The sequence below is a fragment of the Amycolatopsis sacchari genome (assembly GCF_900114035.1).
Lineage (GTDB): Bacteria > Actinomycetota > Actinomycetes > Mycobacteriales > Pseudonocardiaceae > Amycolatopsis_E > Amycolatopsis_E sacchari.
In genome coordinates, this window is sequence record NZ_FORP01000008.1 from 1 (window position 1) to 15752 (window position 15752).

Sequence of the window (15752 nt, forward strand, 5' to 3'; positions counted from 1 at the left end):
AACGTCCTCTACGCGCTCCTGCGCACCCGCCAGCCTTACCAGGCCGACTACCGACACACCACGGCTACCGCTGCTTGACATAAACATTAGGCAGCACCCTCCTACTGGTGAGTAAACCCCAGCATGGCACAAGCCGAGGCCGCACTCACCACCCCGAGCGCCCGGTGCACGCGCCGACCACCGCGACCCCGCCGAGCAACCCGGCCCAGCCGAGGTCCAGCACGACGACCGTGCCGCCGACGACGAATCCGCCGAGCAGCAGCACCGCCTGCCCTGCCCAGCAGCGTGCGGAACCCGCCGCTCAGCCCGCCCGCGACGAGGCCGGGCAGCACCACGAGCGTGAGCAGGGCGGGTGACCCGCTGCGGCTCACGACCACCAGCGCGGTCAGCGTGACCCCCGCGGACGCGAGCAGGAGGGTGAGCCCGCGGGCCGGGCCGATGCGGTCGAGCAGGCGGCCGGTGAGCGCCGTGGCGAGCAGGGTGAAGGCCAGCGGCGCCATCGCCGAGGGCAGCCGGGCCAGCTGCATCCCCGCCGACCACCGCCAGTAGGCACGGGAAAGCGTCATACGACGACTCTCGCGAAACCCCGCGCGGTGCGATACCGCCGAACCGATCGTGGCGCGGCCCTCCCGGCGGGCCTACCCTGAACCGCGACTCACGCAGAGGAGCGAATTCATGCGAATCGTCCACTATGGACACGCCTGTGTGCTGCTGGAGACCGACGGCGCGCGGATCCTGCTCGACCCGGGTTCGTTCTCACAGGGGTTCGAGAACGAGCGCGAGCTGGACGCCGTGTTCATCACGCACCAGCACTTCGACCACATCGACTCGGAGAAGCTGCCCGGCCTGCTCGAAGCGAACCCCGGTGCGCAGCTGATCGTCGACCCCGGCACCGCGGACACCGTCACGAAGCTGGGCCTGGAGTTCCGCGTCGCCAACCCCGGTGACGCCTTCGACATCGCGGGCACCGCGGTCAACGCCGTCGGCGGGCAGCACGCCGTGATCCACCAGGACATCCCGGTCATCCCGAACGTCGGCTTCCTGTTCGACCACGGCGCCTTCTACCACCCCGGCGACTCGTTCCACGTGCCCGAGCAGAAGGTCGACGTGCTCGGCCTGCCCACCGGCGCGCCCTGGCTCAAGGCGGGTGAGGCGGTCGACTTCCTCCGCGCCGTCTCCCCGCGCGTGGCGGTGCCGATCCACGAGGCGGTGCTCGCGAACCCGGCCATGCACTACGGCTTGTTCACCAACCTCGCGCCCGAGGGGTCCGAGGTGCGCGTCGCGCCGCGCGGCGAGGCCGTCAAGCTCTGATAGGTGCTGCCGAAGGCCCGGTTCTCCAGCGCCACGTCGACCGCGTCGAGCAGTGCCTGCCGGAGGCCGGGCCGCGTGAGGTCGGCCGCGTCCACGCCCAGCCGGACCAGGCCGCCACGCCGTGCCGCGCGGGCGGACGCGAGCACGAGCGCGAAGCACCGCAGTGTCTCGGTGCGGTGCGGCTGGTTCGCGAAATCGTGCACGCGGGCGCGCAGCACCCTCCTGGCGTCCAGGACGTGCACCGCGTTCGCGTCGGCGCAGAGCCGGAAACCCTGCGCCCGCACGGCGTCCAGCGTGCCGCGGGACGCGAGCCACCGCGGCGGCGCGAACCCGTCGGCGACGAGCCCGGCCCGCTCGAACGCGCTCTGCGCCGCGATCAGCCGCAGCCTCGCCTCGTGGGCGGGCAGCGCGGCGAACTCGGCCTTGCGCCCGAAATGCGCGCGGTGCGCGGGCGCCACGCGGTGGTCGAACCCGTGCAGCAGCAGGCTGTCGCCGGTGCGGACGCGGGTGCGCACCCACTCCGTCACCGCCTCCGTGCCGGCCAGCTGCGGGGTGAACAGCAGGGACAGCGGGACCTTCCGCCGGTCGAGCTCGGCGGCGAGGTCCGCGCAGCGGTGCAGTGTCCGGGGGCCGATGCCGGAGAGCGAGACCAGCAGACGGGCGTCCATGTCCCCATTGGGACAGATCGAGGTGGCGGTGTGCTTACCGTGAGGTGACGGTCCGCCACCGACCGCGCTACAGGATGGGCGCCGGCACGTAGTTCGTGGCCTCGGGGAACCGCGCCAGCACGCTCTCCACCTGCTTCGCCACGCTCGCCACCTGCTCGGCCGCCACGCCGGTGAACGACAGCTTGTCCGCGAGCAGCCGGTCCAGGTCCTCGCGGCTCAGCGGCAACCGCTCGTCGGCGGCGAGCCGGTCGAGGAGGTCGTTGTGCGTCAGCCCCTCCTCGCGCATCGCGAGCGCCACCGCGACCGCGTTCTCCTTGATCGCCTCGTGTGCCGTCTCCCGGCCCACCCCGGCGCGCACCGACGCCATCAGCACCTTGGTGGTGGCGAGGAACGGCAGGTAGCGGTCGAGCTCCCGCGCGACGACGGCGGGGAACGCGCCGAACTCGGTGAGCACGGTCAGGAACGTCTCCAGCAGGCCGTCGAGCGCGAAGAACGCGTCCGGCAGCGCGACCCGGCGCACCACCGAATCCGAGACGTCACCCTCGTTCCACTGGTCGCCCGCCAGCTCGCCGGTCATCGACAGGTAGCCGCGCAGCACCACGGCCAGCCCGTTGACCCGCTCGCACGAGCGCGTGTTCATCTTGTGCGGCATCGCCGACGAACCGACCTGGCCGGGCTTGAAGCCCTCGGTCACCAGCTCGTGGCCCGCCATCAGGCGGATCGTCTTCGCCAGGCTCGACGGCGCGGCGGCCAGCTGCACGAGCGTGGAGAGCACGTCGAAGTCCAGCGACCGCGGGTACACCTGGCCGACGCTGGTGAACGTGCGGGAGAAGCCGAGGTGCTCGGCGATGCGCCGCTCCAGCAGGTCCAGCGTGGCCTGGCTGCCGAGCAGGTCCAGCATGTCCTGCGCCGTGCCGACCGGCCCCTTGATGCCCCGCAACGGGTACCGGCCGATCAGGTCGTCGAGCCGCTCGAACGCGACGAGCAGCTCGTCGGCGGCGGTGGCGAACCGCTTGCCCAGCGTCGTCGCCTGCGCGGCCACGTTGTGCGAACGGCCCGCCATCACCAGGTCGGAGTGCTCGACGGCCAGCGCGGCGAGCCGCGCCAGCACCGCCGCGACCCGGCCGCGGATCAGCTCCAGCGACCGGCGGACCTGCAGCTGCTCGACGTTCTCGGTGAGGTCGCGCGACGTCATGCCCTTGTGCACGTGCTCGTGCCCGGCGAGCGCGTTGAACTCCTCGATGCGGGCCTTCACGTCGTGCCGCGTGACGCGCTCCCGCTCGGCGATCGAGGCGAGGTCCACCTGGCCGAGGACCCGTTCGTAGTCCTCGACCACGCCGTCCGGCACCTCGACACCCAGCTCCCGCTGCGCCTTCAGCACCGCGAGCCACAGCTCGCGCTCCAGCACCACCTTGCGTTCCGGCGACCACAGGGCGACCAGCTCGGCGGAGGCGTAGCGGGAGGCGAGCACGTTGGGAATGCGGGGCTTGTCCGTCACGCGTCCAGCCTAATGGGTTAAAAGGAGAGGTTCGGATCGGTGGCCAGCTGCAGGAACGCCGACTCGGGCACCCCCGCCCACTCCGTGGCGTCGTCGTTCCAGCGGTTGACCTCGACGAGGCTGCCGTCGGTCCGGAAGTGCGCCGCGGACAGCCCCATCTCCCACTTCGCGAACACGGTGACACTGCCGTCCGCCAGGGTCTGGCGGTTGTAGCACTGCCACCGCGCGCAGGCGCTGTCCACGCCCTCGCTGTGCGTCGGCGCGCTGATGACCAGCTCCAGCGGGTTCTCGTGCCCCTCGACCTTGACCCTGATGCCGAGCACCGGATCCCCTTCGACGCCACCCATGCCCGTCACCGACTCGACCCGCACACCGGTGAGCACCTGCGGCGCGTGCGTCCGCTCGTAGTCCACGAGCTCCTGCTCACGGCGGTTGGGCACTCGCGAGGCGGGTGCGGGTTGCGTGACGGTGACGGTGGCCTTCGGCGAGTCGGCGACCGGCAGCGCGGGCTCCTCGTCGTGGCCTGGTGCGACGATCACCGCCGTCGTCGCGACCGCCACCACCGCGGCGCCGGTTGCCCAGGTAGCCCGCCGCCGCTTCGCGGTGCGCTTGGCGTGGGCGATCAGCCGGTCGGGGTCGATCGCCAGCGGCGGCTCGTCCCGCACGGCGACCCGCAGCGCGTGGCCCAGTTCCTGCTCGTTCATGCGATCTTCAGCCCCTTCCCCGGTTCCAGCCGGTCGACGATCCGCGCGAGCGCGGCCAGCCCACGGGCCGTCTGGCTCTTCACATTCCCCTCGGAGCAGCCGAGGACCGCGGCCGTCTCGGCGACCGAAAGCTCGTCGAAGTACCGCAGCACCAGCACGGCGCGTTGTTTCGGCGGCACCTCGAGCAGCCCGCGCTGCACAACCGTCCTGGCCCACAGCCGCTCCGCCCGCGCCGCCGGGTCGAGGGTCCCGTCCGCCACCTCGGGCACCACGTCGTGCCCGGATTCCCGGCGCCGCCACGGTTTGCGCTTCTCGTCCAGCCACGTCCGCAGCAGTGTGCGGCGCACGTAGTGGGCGATCGCCTCGTCGTGCCGCAGCTTCCGCCAGGAGCGGTAGATCTTCAGCAGCGTCGTCTGCGTGAGGTCCTCGGCGAGGTGCCAGTCACCGCACAGCAGGTAGGCGAACCGCCGCAGGCCGGCGGCGGAGGTCGTGGCGAAGTCCCGGAAGCCCGCTTCGGCCGAGTCGTCCATCGGCTCCCCCTTTCACCCGATTACTCACGACGCCGGGGGTGCCGGGGTTGCACGCGTCAGCTCAGGGCATCCCGCAGCATGGCGCCCGCCGCGGCTCGCGGATCCGGATCGGCCTCGATCAGGGCGTTCACCACGGCTCCGTCGACCAGCGCGACGAGCTGCTTGAGGCGCGGCAGGTCGATCGGCATGCCGGAGCGCGCGAAGATCTCGGTGAGCAGCTCGTACAGCTCACCCTGCATCGCCCGCGTCAGTGGGCGGAGGTAGGGGCGGCGGCCGGTGGTGATCAGCCCCTCGTACCGCAGCAGCACCGCCTCGAACGCCCTGTCCTCACCCAGCAGCTGGTCCAGCACGAGCTCGACCAGCGCGTCCACGCTGCGCGGCTCGGCGCTGAGGTGCGCGAGCTGCTCCCAGCCCCGCGCCAGCTCCGCCCGGCCGCGGTGCTCGACGGCCGCGGTGATGAGGTCTTCCAGCGAGTCGAAGTAGTACGTCGTCGAGGCCAGCGGCAGCCCCGCCCGCTCGGCGACCGCGCGGTGCCGGATCGCGTCGAAGCCACCCTCGGCGAGCAGTTCGGCGGCGGCCACCACGAGAGCGGCCCGCCTGCGCTCGCCCTTCGGCGTGCTGGCGGCGGTCATCCCCAGAAGATAACCGCGACGCGCGGCGTCTCCGTGAGGGGTGGCGGTCGGACCTAAAAACTGCTTGACAACGCCAGCGCGATGCCCGGCAGCCGCGTTTCCAGCGGCGGCGCACTGCCCGGATCCGGCGTGCTCAACACGACCAGAGTCCCGCCACTCGCCGTGCGTTGCTCGACCGGGATCGAGCCGTCCCTGAGCGAGGGAAGCCGCATGGCCATCCCGGCGGGGGACAGCGTCACCGACACGAACCCGCTTCGATCACCATCCGTGACGTGGAACCCCACCGATCGGGTGGCCGTCGGACAGAGGGGGCCAGGCGAAGGCCCGGTCACCCCGGTCGCCGGGAGCTCGCCAGCGAGGGCAGTGGCGAGCTCCCGGTCGACCTTTTCGCACCCGGAGGTGCCTTCGGCCCGAGGGCCGTCCTTCCCGTTCCCGCCACTTCCCTGCAAGGACGAGGGAACGGGAAAGGTCTGTGGAGGACGCTCCGGGGCCGCCACCGGTTGCGCCGGTCCGGAAGTCGTAGACCGAAAGTAGGACACTCCGGCGATCCCGGCAGCGCCGAGCACGACGACCAGGCACGCGACGGTCAGCAGCACCGCGGACCGGCGCCGCGCGGTCGCCCTGGCGGAGGCCGCGGTCACGTCGCCGAGCGTGAAGCCGGGTGGCGGCGGCTCGCCCGGCGCGGCCCGGAACAGGGCCCGCAGCTCCTTCTCATCCACGCGTCTCCACCTCCTCGCCGAGTGCCGCGCGCAGGTGTGTCAGCCCCCGCGCCGTCTGGCTCTTCACGTTCCCTTCGCTGCAGCCCAGCGCCTTCGCGACCCCGGCGACGTCCAGCCCCTCGAAGTACCGCAGGACCAGCACCGCCCGCTGCTTCGGTGGCACCTGCCGCAGCGCGGCCAGCAGGTCCGCCCGCAGCGCCACCTGCTCGTCGAGCCGCTCGGCCGCCGGCTCCGGCTCCGGCAGCCGGTCGACCTGCTGCTCCCTTCGCCAGGGCCGCCGGGACTCGTCGATCGAGGCCCGCACCAGGGTCCTGCGCACGTAGGCGTCGAGCGCACCGCGGTCACGGATGCGGCTCCACCTGCGGTGCAGCGCGACGAACGCCGTCTGGGCGAGATCGTCCGCGCGGTGCCAGTCCCCGCACAGCAGGTACGCGGTCCGGCGCACGGAGTCCCGCCGAGCGGCGAAGTACTCCGCGAACTCCTGCTCCTCGTGCTCGTCCACCGGCCTCCCGGACGTCTCACTGTGTTGGACGGAAGCACTGCCCCTTACGGTTGCACGGCGCCTTGTAGATCAACTGGGGCATGTGATGTGATCTAACCGTGACCTCACACGACACCGCTTCGCTCGATTTCCGCTCGGACACCGTCACCCAGCCGGATGAGGCGATGCGGAGAGCGATGGCGTCCGCTGAGGTCGGGGACAACGTCCTCGACGGGGATCCGACCATCAAGGCGCTGGAAGAGCGCGCGGCCGCCGTGCTCGGCATGCCGGCCGCGCTCTGGACGCCCAGCGGGACGATGGCGAACCTCATCGCCTTGAGTGTCCACCTCCAGCGTGGTGACCGCTTCCTCGCGCCGAAGGGCGCCCACGTGCTGGTCAACGAGCTCGGCTCGGCCGCGTGGCTCGCCGGCGGCATGCCCGACCCGCTGGAACACGACGCGGGCCCCGGCAGGCCGACCCCGGAAACGCTCGCCGCCGCGATCGGCCCCCGCAGCGGCCCGTACTTCACGCTGCGCACCACGCTGTTGTGCCTGGAAAACACCCACAACGCCTCGGGCGGCGCGGTCATCCCCCCGCACGAACACGCCCAGCTGCTGTCCACCGCGCGGCAGGCGGGCCTGCGCGTCCACCTCGACGGCGCGCGCCTGTGGCACGCGGCCGCGGCGCTCGGGTTGCCGCCCGCGGCGCTCACGGTCGGCGTCGACACGGTGTCGGCCTGCTTCAGCAAGGGCCTCGGCGCGCCTGTCGGTTCGGTCGTGGCGGGCAGTGCGAACTTCGTCGAGCGCGCCAAGCGGATGCGGCAGATGCTCGGCGGCGGCGTGCGGCAGGGCGGGGTGCTCGCCGCGGCCGCGCTGGTGGCCCTCGACCGCGTCGGTGACCTGGCCGAGGACCACGAGAAGGCCCGCAAGCTCGCCGCCGGGCTGGCCGACCTCGGCTGGGAGGTCAACACCCCCGAGACGAACATCGTGCTGGCGAGGGTCGCGGACCTCGAAGTGACCCTCGCGTCCCTCGGTGCACAAGGCATCCTGGCGTCGACGCTCGGCGGGAAAGTACGGTTCGTGACGCACCGCGACCTGTCGATGGCGGACGTCGAGGAGGCGTTGCGCCGGATCAAGGCTGGGGGACATCCGTGACCTGGTACGTCTTCGACTACGGCGAGGTCATCTGCGGCCGGACGGACGCGCTGCCGGAGCTGGCCGCCACGCTGGGCGCGGACCTCGCCGAGTTCGAGCCCCACTACTGGGCGCACCGCGACGCCTACGACCGCGGCGCGAGCGACCTCGAATACTGGGGCGCCGTCGGCGAAGCGCTCGGCGTGCCCGTGGACGAGTCCACTTCGGACACTCTGACGCGCATCGACATCGAGGGCTGGTCCCGCCTCGACCCCGCGTCGCTGGAACTCGTCACGTCACTGGCGGAATCCGGTGCGTCACTGGCCTTGCTGTCCAACGCGCCGTCGTCGTTCGCCCGGTTCGCCGAACGGCAGGACTGGGCGCGGCACTTCCGGGTGCGCGTGTTCTCCGGTGACGTCGGCGTCGCCAAGCCGGACGAGGAGATCTTCGAACTGCTGCTCGCCCGCCTGGACGCGCAGGCGGGCGAGTGCGTGTTCTTCGACGACCGGCAGTCCAATGTGGACGGCGCGAAGGCGGTCGGGTTGCGGGCGCACCTGTGGCAGGGCACCGAAACCGCGGTCAGGGCAGGCGCTTCGGTTCCTTCCGCCCCTTGATCGCCCCGTAGGCGGCGCTGCCGAGGAACACCGCGCCACCGATGATCGCGACCCAGACCAGGGCCTTGACCAGGAAACCGACCACCGACCCGATCACCATGAACGCCAGCCAGGCGACGATGAGTGCCCCGACGATCTTCCAGAACATGGCATCCCTCCGGTTACCGCGCGAGCCGTGCGGCCCGCTACGAGCCAGACTCCCACCTTCTGGGTCGTGAAGCCCGCTGTCTGGCGAACGTTCAGGGGAAGACCGGGGTTCCCCCTGACTCGAGCCAGGCCCCGAGCCGCCGCACGCCCTCGGAGACGTCCTCGCTCGCGCCCGCGAAGGAAAACCGCACGTATTCGCCGCCGTGCACGGGGTCGAAGTCGATGCCCGGCGTGATGGCGAGCCCGGTGTCGGCCAGCAGCCGCTGGCACCAGCCGAGGCTTTCGGTGGTGTGCTTCGAGACGTCCACGTACGCGTAGAAAGCGCCGTCCACGGGCGCGACGCGGTCCAGCCCGATGCCGCGCAGGCCGTCGAGCAGCAGGTCCCGGTTGGCGCGGTAGTGGGCGACGTGCCCGTCCAGCTCGGCGTAGGACTCGGGCTCGAACGCGGCGACGGCGGCGTGCTGCGCGAGCGCGGGCGCGCAGATGTTGAGGTTGCCGGTGAGCACGTCGACGGCGCGGTGCAGCCGCCGCGGCACCAGCATCCAGCCCAGCCGCCAGCCGGTCATCGCGAAGTACTTGGAGAACGAGCCGAGGACGATGGCCTCGGGTGAGCTCTGCCAGGCGCAGCCGAGCTCGGCCTCGTAGGAGATGCCGTGGTAGATCTCGTCGCTGATCAGCTGCACGCCGCGGGCGGAGCACCAGCCCGCGATGGCGGCCAGCTCGCCGGGCGGCAGCACCGTGCCCGCCGGGTTGGTCGGGCTGGCGACGACGAGCCCCGCGATCGGACCGAGCTCGTCGAGCTGCTCGACGGTCGGCTGGAAGCGGGTGTTCTCGTCGGTCTGGAACTCGACGACCTCACATCCCAGCGCTGACAACAGGTTCCGGTAAGCCGGGTAGCCGGGCCGCGCCATGGCGACGCGGTCCCCGGCGTCGAAGGCGGCGAGGAACGACAGCTGGAAGCCGCCGGAGGAACCGGTCGTGACGATGACGTCCTCCGGGCTGACGTCCAGCCCGTAGCGGCGGTCGTAGTGTCCGGCGATGGCCTCCCGCAGTTCGGGGATGCCGAGCTGCACGGTGTAGCCCAGGTTCCGCTCGCGCAAGGCTCGCTCGGCTGCCTCCAGCACCGGCCGGGGCGCCCCGGCGGTGGGCTGCCCGGCGGCGAGCGAGATCACGTCCCCGTGCGTCCGCCGCCGGGCTTCCGCGGCGGACAACACCTCCATGACGTGGAAAGGCGCGACGTCCGCACGCCGCGACGGACCGGGGAAGGTGGGGGTCTGAGCCATACCCTGAGATTAGGACGTACGCGAACGACGCACGACGCATGTGGTGAAAAGCGCTGGTCCCGGCCCCGGTGTGAGGGCTACGGTGCCGGGGACTCCCTGGGGCGAGCGGAGGAGGCACCCCGTGTCGTGGGACTTCGTCATCGGAACCGACCACCCGGACGGATCGCGGTACACGGTGTACTGGAACGTCTCGTCGGGGGTCGGCAGCTGGGTGCTCGAGCAGATCTACGAGGGTGTCACCGACGAGGAGCTGAAGGCAGAGCTGCGGCCGTTCGTCGAGGGCCGGTACGGGTACATCCCGCTCGGCGCGTTCGGTGAGCCCCAGCTCGAGCAGATCGTCGCCGTCATCCTCGGGCCGCTGTCGAACGCCGCACGCCGGGAATGGCCGCCCGACGAGGATCCCTTCGCCCTGGCCGACCACATCGAAGAGCTGATCGCCGACACGCGCGACTGGCTGGAGGCGGTCAACGCCCACCGCCGTGCCGAGGGACGCGCGGAACTGCGTCCTTCCCCCGGCCCGGCGCCGGACCGCACGGCCTAGTACCCCACGTAACCGCCGCCGTGGGCCATGGCCTGCAGGCCCGGCGTGTTGGCGATGCTGCCGTAGCGGCTGATCGTGTACCGGACACCCGCGATGATGTTGTCCACCGGGTTGTAGATGTCGTCGTGCCCCGGCAGCTTGTGCGCGTTGAACGTCGAGTCGATGCACTGCATGAGCCCCTTGGACGGGTGCCCGGCGGCGGCATTTGAGTTCCCGGTGAGGAAGACGTGGTCGTCCTCCCGCGCCGTCCACGTGCCCAGCTCGGTCGTCACGCACCAGACGTCCGCCCGCCCGGCGTGCGCCAGTTCGAGGAAGGCACCGGTGACGACCGGGTTGTTGCCGTGCACCGACGCTTCCGCCTGCCAGCTTTCGGGCGCGTTCGACCGGCGGCTGTACAGCACTCGCGGGCGGCGGCCGGACAGGTACACGGCGACGGTGATCGCTTCGAGCACCGAGCCGGGTGCCTGGTAGATCGCGACGCGTGAGCCCCCGCTGCGGGTGCCTTCGGCGTCGGTCACGGCCTCCAGCCAAGCCGCGCGCTGGTCCGTCGACATCGCGAGGACCTGGGACAGCGCGTCGGCCTTCGGGTGGCCGGCGCGGGCGAGCAGGTCCTGGGCGTACTCGTGGTCGAGCCGGAACTGGTGCCGCGGCCCGCAGCCGCCCCGGTCGTCGACGTACAGCGCGTGCGGAACGCCGTCGAGCAGTTCGCGCAGTTTCGCGGCGAGGTGCGGCTTCGACTGGGCGATCGTCATCGTCGGCCGGTGCTTGCGGCGCTCCACGTGACCGTCACCCGCGATCCAGCCCAGGATCGCGGCTTCGCGGACCGAGATGTCGAGCCCGGCGGGTGTCTCGGCAGGCGCGGCGAGCACGAGCCGGTCCCGGCTGCGGACGTCCTGCGTCCGCACGAACGACGGTTCTGTCGAATACTCGTTGCGCTGCTCCGGGCACGTGGTGGGCCCGGCGGGGCCGAGCACGTGCCTGCGCGGCAGGTTGACCCACTTGTGGTTCGGCGTGGTCGTCGCGTGCCAGCGCGAGTTGTGCAGCCGCACGAGCGGCGCGTCCGCGTGGTGGACGACGCGGGTGATCGGGGTCCACTCGCTGCGGCCGGTCGCGGGGTTGAAGCCGATCGTGCGGTCACCCACCACGACCTCGTCGTGCTTGAGCCAGCCGCGCTGGGTCAGGATCGCGGTGTCGAGCGGCACGCAGTCCCACAGGTTGATCGCGTGCGGGTTGCCGCCCGACTCGTGCTGGATGATGGCCCAGATGTTCTTGATGTCGGCTTCCGAGACGTTCACCCCGGCGGCCTGCAGCTCCTTGATGGCCTCCTCGATCCACTGCTGCACGTTGCCGGGCGGCTGACCGACGGGCGGGCCGCCGCTGGGGCCGAGGCCACCGGCGCCACCGCCCCCACCGCCGCCTCCGCCACCGCCGCCGGAGTGGTGTGACGAACCACCGCCACCGCCGTGGATGCCGCCCGTGCTCTTCATCGCCTGCGGGGTGGTGCCCAGCGGCGGCACGGACGAGTACCCGCCCTCGACGTCCTTCTGCACCAGGCCCATCACGCGCTGGATCTCCTGGTTGGCGGCGTTGAGCTTGTCGCTGATCTGGCTCGCCGCCTCGCTCGCGACCGCGCTCGTCGCCTGCGTGTTCTCGGCGATGATCTGGTCCGGCGTCTTGGCGGGCGGGGCGGCGCCCTCCTTGTGCGCGGCCACCGCGTCCAGCTGCGCCTGCGCCGCGTCGGCGGCCGACTGCGCCTGCTGGTTCATCCCCTCGATCTTGCCGTGCGCGTCGTCGCGGAGCTGCTGGACCTCCTTCTGCGTGCGGTCCAGGAAGGACTGCAGCGTGCCCAGCTCGTTCGCGACCTCGTCGAGGTGGTCGTTGACCTTCTGGCCCGCGTCACCGATCTTCTTGACGTAGTCGAAGAACGCGTCGGCCTGCGGGCCGGTCCACGTGCCGCCGCCCAGTACCGCCGTGGCGTTGCGCAGGGCGGCGCTGTGGTCCGCCGAATCCTTCGACGCCTGCCGGAACTGGTCCGCGACCCCCTGGATCGCGGCCGGGCGCACGTTCTCGACCTGCTGCGTCTTCGTCTCGACGTCGTTCCAGTTCGGGGGGAACTCTGCCTTGGCCATCAGTCGAGGCTTCCGTCCTTGACGGTGATGCTGTCCGCGGCGGCGGCCTCGGTCTCCCGCAGCACCCGCGCCGCCTCGCGCAACGCGCCACCGGTCGAGTTCATCAGGTGGGCCGCCGCGTCGAACTGGCCGTGCATGCGGTCGCGGAACGAGTGCAGCGCGTTGACCGCGTGCTCGGACGGGTGCGGCTCACCGGGCCGCTCGTCCGGGTGCCGGATGTCGCCGAAGGGGTTCGGGCCGGCGACGCCGACCATCTTGTCCTTCGACTGCTTGAAGTGGTCGTGCAGGGCCTCGACCCTGCCCGCGACGTGCTCCAACGAGTCCGGATCGTTCTGCGGCACCTCGTCATCCCCCTTCGCGAAGCCTCGTTCCGCCTGTTCGGACGCCTGCCCGGGGCCAGCGGTTCCCCGATCTTCCCAGCACCGCTCAGACCTCGTCGAGCAACTCCCAGATGCGCGCCGCGAGCAGCTGGTTGTCCGCCGGCGCGACGGTCACCCAGTCCTGGCCGTCACCGCCGCCGCCGAGCTGCACCAGGTACCGCCCGGCGTCCGTGTCGGAGAAGCCGATCACGCGCCCGGCCCGGTGCATGACGCCGTCGCGGCCGAGCCGCTCCACCCCGAACTGCCCGCGGGCGACGAGGCCGACCATCATCCCCGCCAGCTCCTGCGCCTGCCACAGCTCCACCCCCCGGTCCTCCAGTGCGGTGACCAGCGCTTTCGGGTCGCCCTGCGCGTCGGCGTCGGCGGCACGCAGGACGTGGTGCGGCACGCTCACCGACCGGCCGACACCGGCGGGCAGCTCCCCGGCGACCGACACCGCGGACTCCGGCAGCGACGTGTCACGCGCCGGGATCAGCCACACCTCGTCGCGGTCCACGACGCCCAGCAGCGCCTGCCTGCCCGTGCTGACCGCGAGCCCCTTGATCTCGCGGTCGGTCCACACCCACACGTCGATGGACACCTTGGGCTGCGCCAGCAGGTTCAGCTGGTCGACCAGCCCGGCCGAAGCGCGGCCGCCGGCGGCCAGCCCGCGTGCCTCCAGCGACCGCCACGCCTGCTCGACGAGCGCGCGGCGTTCGGTGTGCGTGCGGCCGGGGCTCGGTACGCGCAGCGCCGGGTGCAGTGGAGGCAGCCGTTCGGCCTCCCACAGCACGTCGAACTCCAATGTGGACAGCACCAGGCTGCCGCGCGTGCTCACTCTTCCGGCAGGGGCTTGCCGCCGATGAGGTCCGTGGAGACCTCACGCGGGTCGCTGAACAGGTCGCGGTCGTCCACGCCGTACCGCCGCACGTGCAGTGCGTCCTCGTCGCCGTCCTGCGTGGCGGCGGGTTCGAGGATCGAGCGGGTGTGCTCCGCGCTGGGCGGCTCCGGCGCGGCCTTGCGGGCGAGCAGCGCCTCCTCTTCCTCGGGCAGGTCGCCCACCGGCAGCTGCCGCACGCGCTTCCCCGCCTGGTTGCGGCCGGGGCGGCGGTCCCGTTCCCGCTCACCGCTCGTGGCACCGGCCGCGCCCGCCGCGCCGATCGCGGGCGCACCCTCGGCGAGCGCGCTCACCCCGCCCGCGGCCCGCACGTTCGCGAGCCCGGGGCCGACGTTGACGCCGCCGCTCGCGCCGCCCGGCACGGAACCGAACACCTTTCCCTTGCCCAGCACGGCTTCCCCGCCCGCCGCCGGGCCTCGCGCCGTGCCTTCGACGGCGCCTGGACGACCCGGCGATCCGGCCGTCCGGTCCCCGCCCGCGGGCGCTCCCGCCGTCCGGTCCCCGGCGCGGGTTTGTGGTTGCTCGGCGGTCGATCCGGGCACGCCGGTGGCCGAGGGCGGCAGGGCGGTGGCCGATCCCGGGCGGGCGAAGGACTCCTGCTGCTGTTGGCTCTGCTGCGCCGAGCGCTGGTGCCCGACGACGTTCGGCAGCGGCTCCGTGATCGGCGCTCGTGCGGCCGGGGAGGTGGAGCTGGGGGTGGTCACCTGCGAAGGCGGGGTGACCACGGCCGCGCTGCGGTGCGCGGCGGGGATGCCGAGCGGCGGGGTCGGCGCGGACGCCGCGGCGGGCGGCGGGGCCGCCGCCGCGACGGGGGCGTGGTGCGCGGGGGCGTTGCGGACTGGCGCGTCCTTCGCGCCCGCCGCGATCGTCGGATCGGCGTCGGGCACTGACGAGACCGGCGGCACCTGCGTGAGGTTCGGGCCCGCGACGGACTCGACGCCGCCGCCGAGCGAGGTGTGCAGGTCCATCGACTGCGGGTCCTCGACGGGCTGCGACGCGGCCAGGTAGTTCCCGCTGTCGTGGGCGTAGGCGTTCAGCGCGTCGATCGCCTGCGCCTTCGCCTCCAAGCCCTGCCGCACGCTCGCCGCGTGGTCGGTCTCGAAGCCGAACAGGCTGAAGAACGAGTCCGCCATGGTGAAGTGGCCGTCGCCCTGCCGCAGCGCCTCGGGGTCGGGCAGCTTGTTCTTGGTGCGGTTGAACGCCTCGCCCTGCTCGAAGATCAGCTGGGCGGCCTCGGCGACCTTGGTGTTGGCGTCCGCGGAGAACCCGGCCTGCCCGGCGAGGACGGTGCTGGCCTGCCCGCCCGCCTTGCTCTGCCAGGAAACGCCGAGCGCGCCGAGCTGCTCGCGCAGCGTCGTGTCGGTTTCGGAGAGCGCGGCCGCGATCCGCTTGAGCGCGTCCACCGCGTCACCCATGGCCGCGGTGCCGCCGCCGGCGCGGAACTTCTCGACCTCGGCCGCGAGCGAGGCCGCGTCGTAGCCGTCGAACCGCTGGTCGCGGAGTTTCTCCACGAGCGTCGGCACGTCGTAGCGGCTGCTGTCGAAGGTGCTCACTTCACCGTCTCCAAGGTCTCGACCGCCATCTTCGCCACGGTGGTGGCCATGTCGCACAACTGCCACTGCGGGAACGACCCGTCGTCCGGCGCGACCTGGGCCCGCAGCGTCTGCCCGTCGGCGACGCCGACGAGCGTCTCGCAGCCCTCGTCGCCGGGAGCGTAGTTCAGCAGGGCGGGGAAACCCGGCACGTCGGCCGGTTCCCGCACCAGGCTGGACCGGTGGTGCGCGCCGGTGAGCCAGTCCCGGATGTCGGCGGTGGGGATGGTTTCGAGGTAGTAGGTGTACGTCGGGGTACGGGCGTCGACGTCGAAGGCGCACGTCGGGCCGTCCCGCTGCACGTCCTCGGCGAGCTGCCGCGGGGCGCCGTTCTCGCCCAGCTGGTCGAGCTGAGCCGGCGTGAGCAGCGCACACGGATCTTTGCCCAGCAGGGAGAGGTCCTTGGCGCGCGGAGGCAGCTCCGGGGTGCGCGACGTGGACGGCGCCGGCGCGGCGACGCCGCCGATGCTCGACGTGCAACCACTCAGCGTGAGCATCGCGAGGAACACCGCA

The 15752-nt window shown here is 72.2% G+C and carries 18 protein-coding genes and 2 pseudogenes; 4 read left to right on the plus strand and 16 right to left on the minus strand.

The window, feature by feature from the left end:
- Positions 1-101: 101 nt before the first annotated feature.
- A complete protein-coding gene (locus BMZ92_RS37380; RefSeq protein WP_177228717.1) occupies positions 102-566 on the minus strand; it encodes a hypothetical protein in 465 nt (154 codons plus the stop codon).
- Positions 567-675: 109 nt separating this feature from the next.
- Between BMZ92_RS37380 and BMZ92_RS15445 the strand changes: the two genes are divergently transcribed.
- Complete coding sequence (locus BMZ92_RS15445; protein WP_091507847.1) at positions 676-1311, plus strand: MBL fold metallo-hydrolase; 636 nt, start codon at positions 676-678, stop codon at positions 1309-1311.
- On the opposite strand, the gene BMZ92_RS15450 is transcribed toward BMZ92_RS15445, so the two are convergent.
- From BMZ92_RS15450 to BMZ92_RS15480, 7 genes are all read right to left on the minus strand, one after another.
- Positions 1233-1979, minus strand: coding sequence for a DUF2334 domain-containing protein (locus tag BMZ92_RS15450; RefSeq protein WP_091507848.1), 747 nt, complete (start codon positions 1977-1979; stop codon positions 1233-1235). The genes BMZ92_RS15445 and BMZ92_RS15450 overlap by 79 nt on opposite strands.
- A 67-nt stretch (positions 1980-2046) precedes the next feature.
- The gene (purB, locus tag BMZ92_RS15455) at positions 2047-3477 is read right to left on the minus strand and encodes an adenylosuccinate lyase (protein WP_091507851.1); all 1431 of its coding nucleotides are present in this window, start codon (positions 3475-3477) and stop codon (positions 2047-2049) included.
- 17 nt (positions 3478-3494) lie between these two features.
- Entirely contained in the window at positions 3495-4181 is a 687-nt protein-coding gene (locus tag BMZ92_RS15460) for a hypothetical protein (RefSeq protein WP_091507852.1), read from the minus strand.
- On the minus strand, positions 4178-4711 hold the full coding sequence (locus BMZ92_RS15465) for an RNA polymerase sigma factor (RefSeq protein WP_091507855.1): 534 nt from the start codon (positions 4709-4711) through the stop codon (positions 4178-4180). Before BMZ92_RS15465 ends, BMZ92_RS15460 begins: the two co-directional genes overlap by 4 nt.
- 56 nt (positions 4712-4767) lie before the next feature.
- Positions 4768-5343, minus strand: coding sequence for a TetR/AcrR family transcriptional regulator (locus BMZ92_RS15470; protein WP_091507857.1), 576 nt, complete (start codon positions 5341-5343; stop codon positions 4768-4770).
- A 53-nt stretch (positions 5344-5396) separates the two neighbouring features.
- Positions 5397-6062 (minus strand): hypothetical protein, encoded by a 666-nt coding sequence (locus BMZ92_RS15475; RefSeq protein WP_091507859.1) that lies wholly within the window; start codon positions 6060-6062, stop codon positions 5397-5399.
- Positions 6055-6564, minus strand: coding sequence for a SigE family RNA polymerase sigma factor (locus BMZ92_RS15480; protein WP_091507861.1), 510 nt, complete (start codon positions 6562-6564; stop codon positions 6055-6057). The genes BMZ92_RS15475 and BMZ92_RS15480 overlap by 8 nt, the downstream gene beginning before the upstream one ends.
- 176 nt (positions 6565-6740) lie before the next feature.
- Between BMZ92_RS15480 and BMZ92_RS15485 the strand changes: the two genes are divergently transcribed.
- The gene (locus BMZ92_RS15485; protein ID WP_245783091.1) at positions 6741-7697 is read left to right on the plus strand and encodes a threonine aldolase family protein; all 957 of its coding nucleotides are present in this window, start codon (positions 6741-6743) and stop codon (positions 7695-7697) included.
- The gene (locus BMZ92_RS15490; protein WP_091507865.1) at positions 7694-8290 is read left to right on the plus strand and encodes an HAD family hydrolase; all 597 of its coding nucleotides are present in this window, start codon (positions 7694-7696) and stop codon (positions 8288-8290) included. The genes BMZ92_RS15485 and BMZ92_RS15490 overlap by 4 nt, the downstream gene beginning before the upstream one ends.
- Here BMZ92_RS15490 and BMZ92_RS15495 read toward each other — a convergent pair.
- Both BMZ92_RS15495 and BMZ92_RS15500 read right to left on the minus strand, forming a co-directional pair.
- Positions 8256-8438, minus strand: coding sequence for a hypothetical protein (locus BMZ92_RS15495; RefSeq protein ID WP_091507867.1), 183 nt, complete (start codon positions 8436-8438; stop codon positions 8256-8258). The two genes, BMZ92_RS15490 and BMZ92_RS15495, sit on opposite strands and share 35 nt — an antisense overlap.
- Positions 8439-8529: 91 nt before the next feature.
- Positions 8530-9720: a pyridoxal phosphate-dependent aminotransferase gene (locus BMZ92_RS15500; protein ID WP_091507869.1), complete on the minus strand. Its 1191-nt coding sequence runs from the start codon at positions 9718-9720 to the stop codon at positions 8530-8532.
- A 121-nt stretch (positions 9721-9841) separates the two neighbouring features.
- Between BMZ92_RS15500 and BMZ92_RS15505 the strand changes: the two genes are divergently transcribed.
- Positions 9842-10261 carry a hypothetical protein gene (locus BMZ92_RS15505; protein ID WP_091507871.1) on the plus strand — a complete coding sequence of 140 codons (420 nt, stop codon included), beginning with the start codon at positions 9842-9844 and terminating at the stop codon, positions 10259-10261.
- On the opposite strand, the pseudogene BMZ92_RS15510 reads toward BMZ92_RS15505, so the two are convergent.
- The 6 genes and pseudogenes from BMZ92_RS15510 to BMZ92_RS15535 all read right to left on the minus strand — a co-directional run.
- Positions 10258-10473, minus strand: a pseudogene (locus tag BMZ92_RS15510) (transglycosylase SLT domain-containing protein); the annotation flags it as partial. The gene BMZ92_RS15505 and the pseudogene BMZ92_RS15510 sit on opposite strands and share 4 nt — an antisense overlap.
- A 1641-nt stretch (positions 10474-12114) precedes the next feature.
- Positions 12115-12390, minus strand: a pseudogene (locus BMZ92_RS38170) (WXG100 family type VII secretion target); the annotation flags it as partial.
- Positions 12390-12731: a hypothetical protein gene (locus BMZ92_RS15520; RefSeq protein ID WP_091507874.1), complete on the minus strand. Its 342-nt coding sequence runs from the start codon at positions 12729-12731 to the stop codon at positions 12390-12392. The pseudogene BMZ92_RS38170 and the gene BMZ92_RS15520, both read right to left, overlap by 1 nt.
- Positions 12732-12816: 85 nt before the next feature.
- Positions 12817-13587, minus strand: coding sequence for an ESX secretion-associated protein EspG (locus BMZ92_RS15525; RefSeq protein ID WP_091507876.1), 771 nt, complete (start codon positions 13585-13587; stop codon positions 12817-12819).
- Positions 13584-15200 (minus strand): hypothetical protein, encoded by a 1617-nt coding sequence (locus BMZ92_RS15530; protein ID WP_091507879.1) that lies wholly within the window; start codon positions 15198-15200, stop codon positions 13584-13586. The genes BMZ92_RS15525 and BMZ92_RS15530 overlap by 4 nt, the downstream gene beginning before the upstream one ends.
- Positions 15197-15748 (minus strand): DUF3558 domain-containing protein, encoded by a 552-nt coding sequence (locus BMZ92_RS15535; protein WP_245783076.1) that lies wholly within the window; start codon positions 15746-15748, stop codon positions 15197-15199. The genes BMZ92_RS15530 and BMZ92_RS15535 overlap by 4 nt, the downstream gene beginning before the upstream one ends.
- Positions 15749-15752 lie beyond the last annotated feature (4 nt).

Excerpts from the sequence above, each read along its gene's own strand:
- BMZ92_RS15460 (WP_091507852.1), bottom strand. The coding sequence starts at position 4,181 with ATGAACGAGCAGGAACTGGGCCACGCGCTGCGGGTCGCCGTGCGGGAC.
- BMZ92_RS15450 (WP_091507848.1), bottom strand. The coding sequence starts at position 1,979 with ATGGACGCCCGTCTGCTGGTCTCGCTCTCCGGCATCGGCCCCCGGACA.
- BMZ92_RS15470 (WP_091507857.1), bottom strand. The coding sequence starts at position 5,343 with ATGACCGCCGCCAGCACGCCGAAGGGCGAGCGCAGGCGGGCCGCTCTC.
- BMZ92_RS15465 (WP_091507855.1), bottom strand. The coding sequence starts at position 4,711 with ATGGACGACTCGGCCGAAGCGGGCTTCCGGGACTTCGCCACGACCTCC.
- BMZ92_RS15495 (WP_091507867.1), bottom strand. The coding sequence starts at position 8,438 with ATGTTCTGGAAGATCGTCGGGGCACTCATCGTCGCCTGGCTGGCGTTC.
- BMZ92_RS37380 (WP_177228717.1), bottom strand. The coding sequence starts at position 566 with ATGACGCTTTCCCGTGCCTACTGGCGGTGGTCGGCGGGGATGCAGCTG.
- BMZ92_RS15500 (WP_091507869.1), bottom strand. The coding sequence starts at position 9,720 with ATGGCTCAGACCCCCACCTTCCCCGGTCCGTCGCGGCGTGCGGACGTC.
- BMZ92_RS15445 (WP_091507847.1), top strand. The coding sequence starts at position 676 with ATGCGAATCGTCCACTATGGACACGCCTGTGTGCTGCTGGAGACCGAC.
- BMZ92_RS15485 (WP_245783091.1), top strand. The coding sequence starts at position 6,741 with ATGGCGTCCGCTGAGGTCGGGGACAACGTCCTCGACGGGGATCCGACC.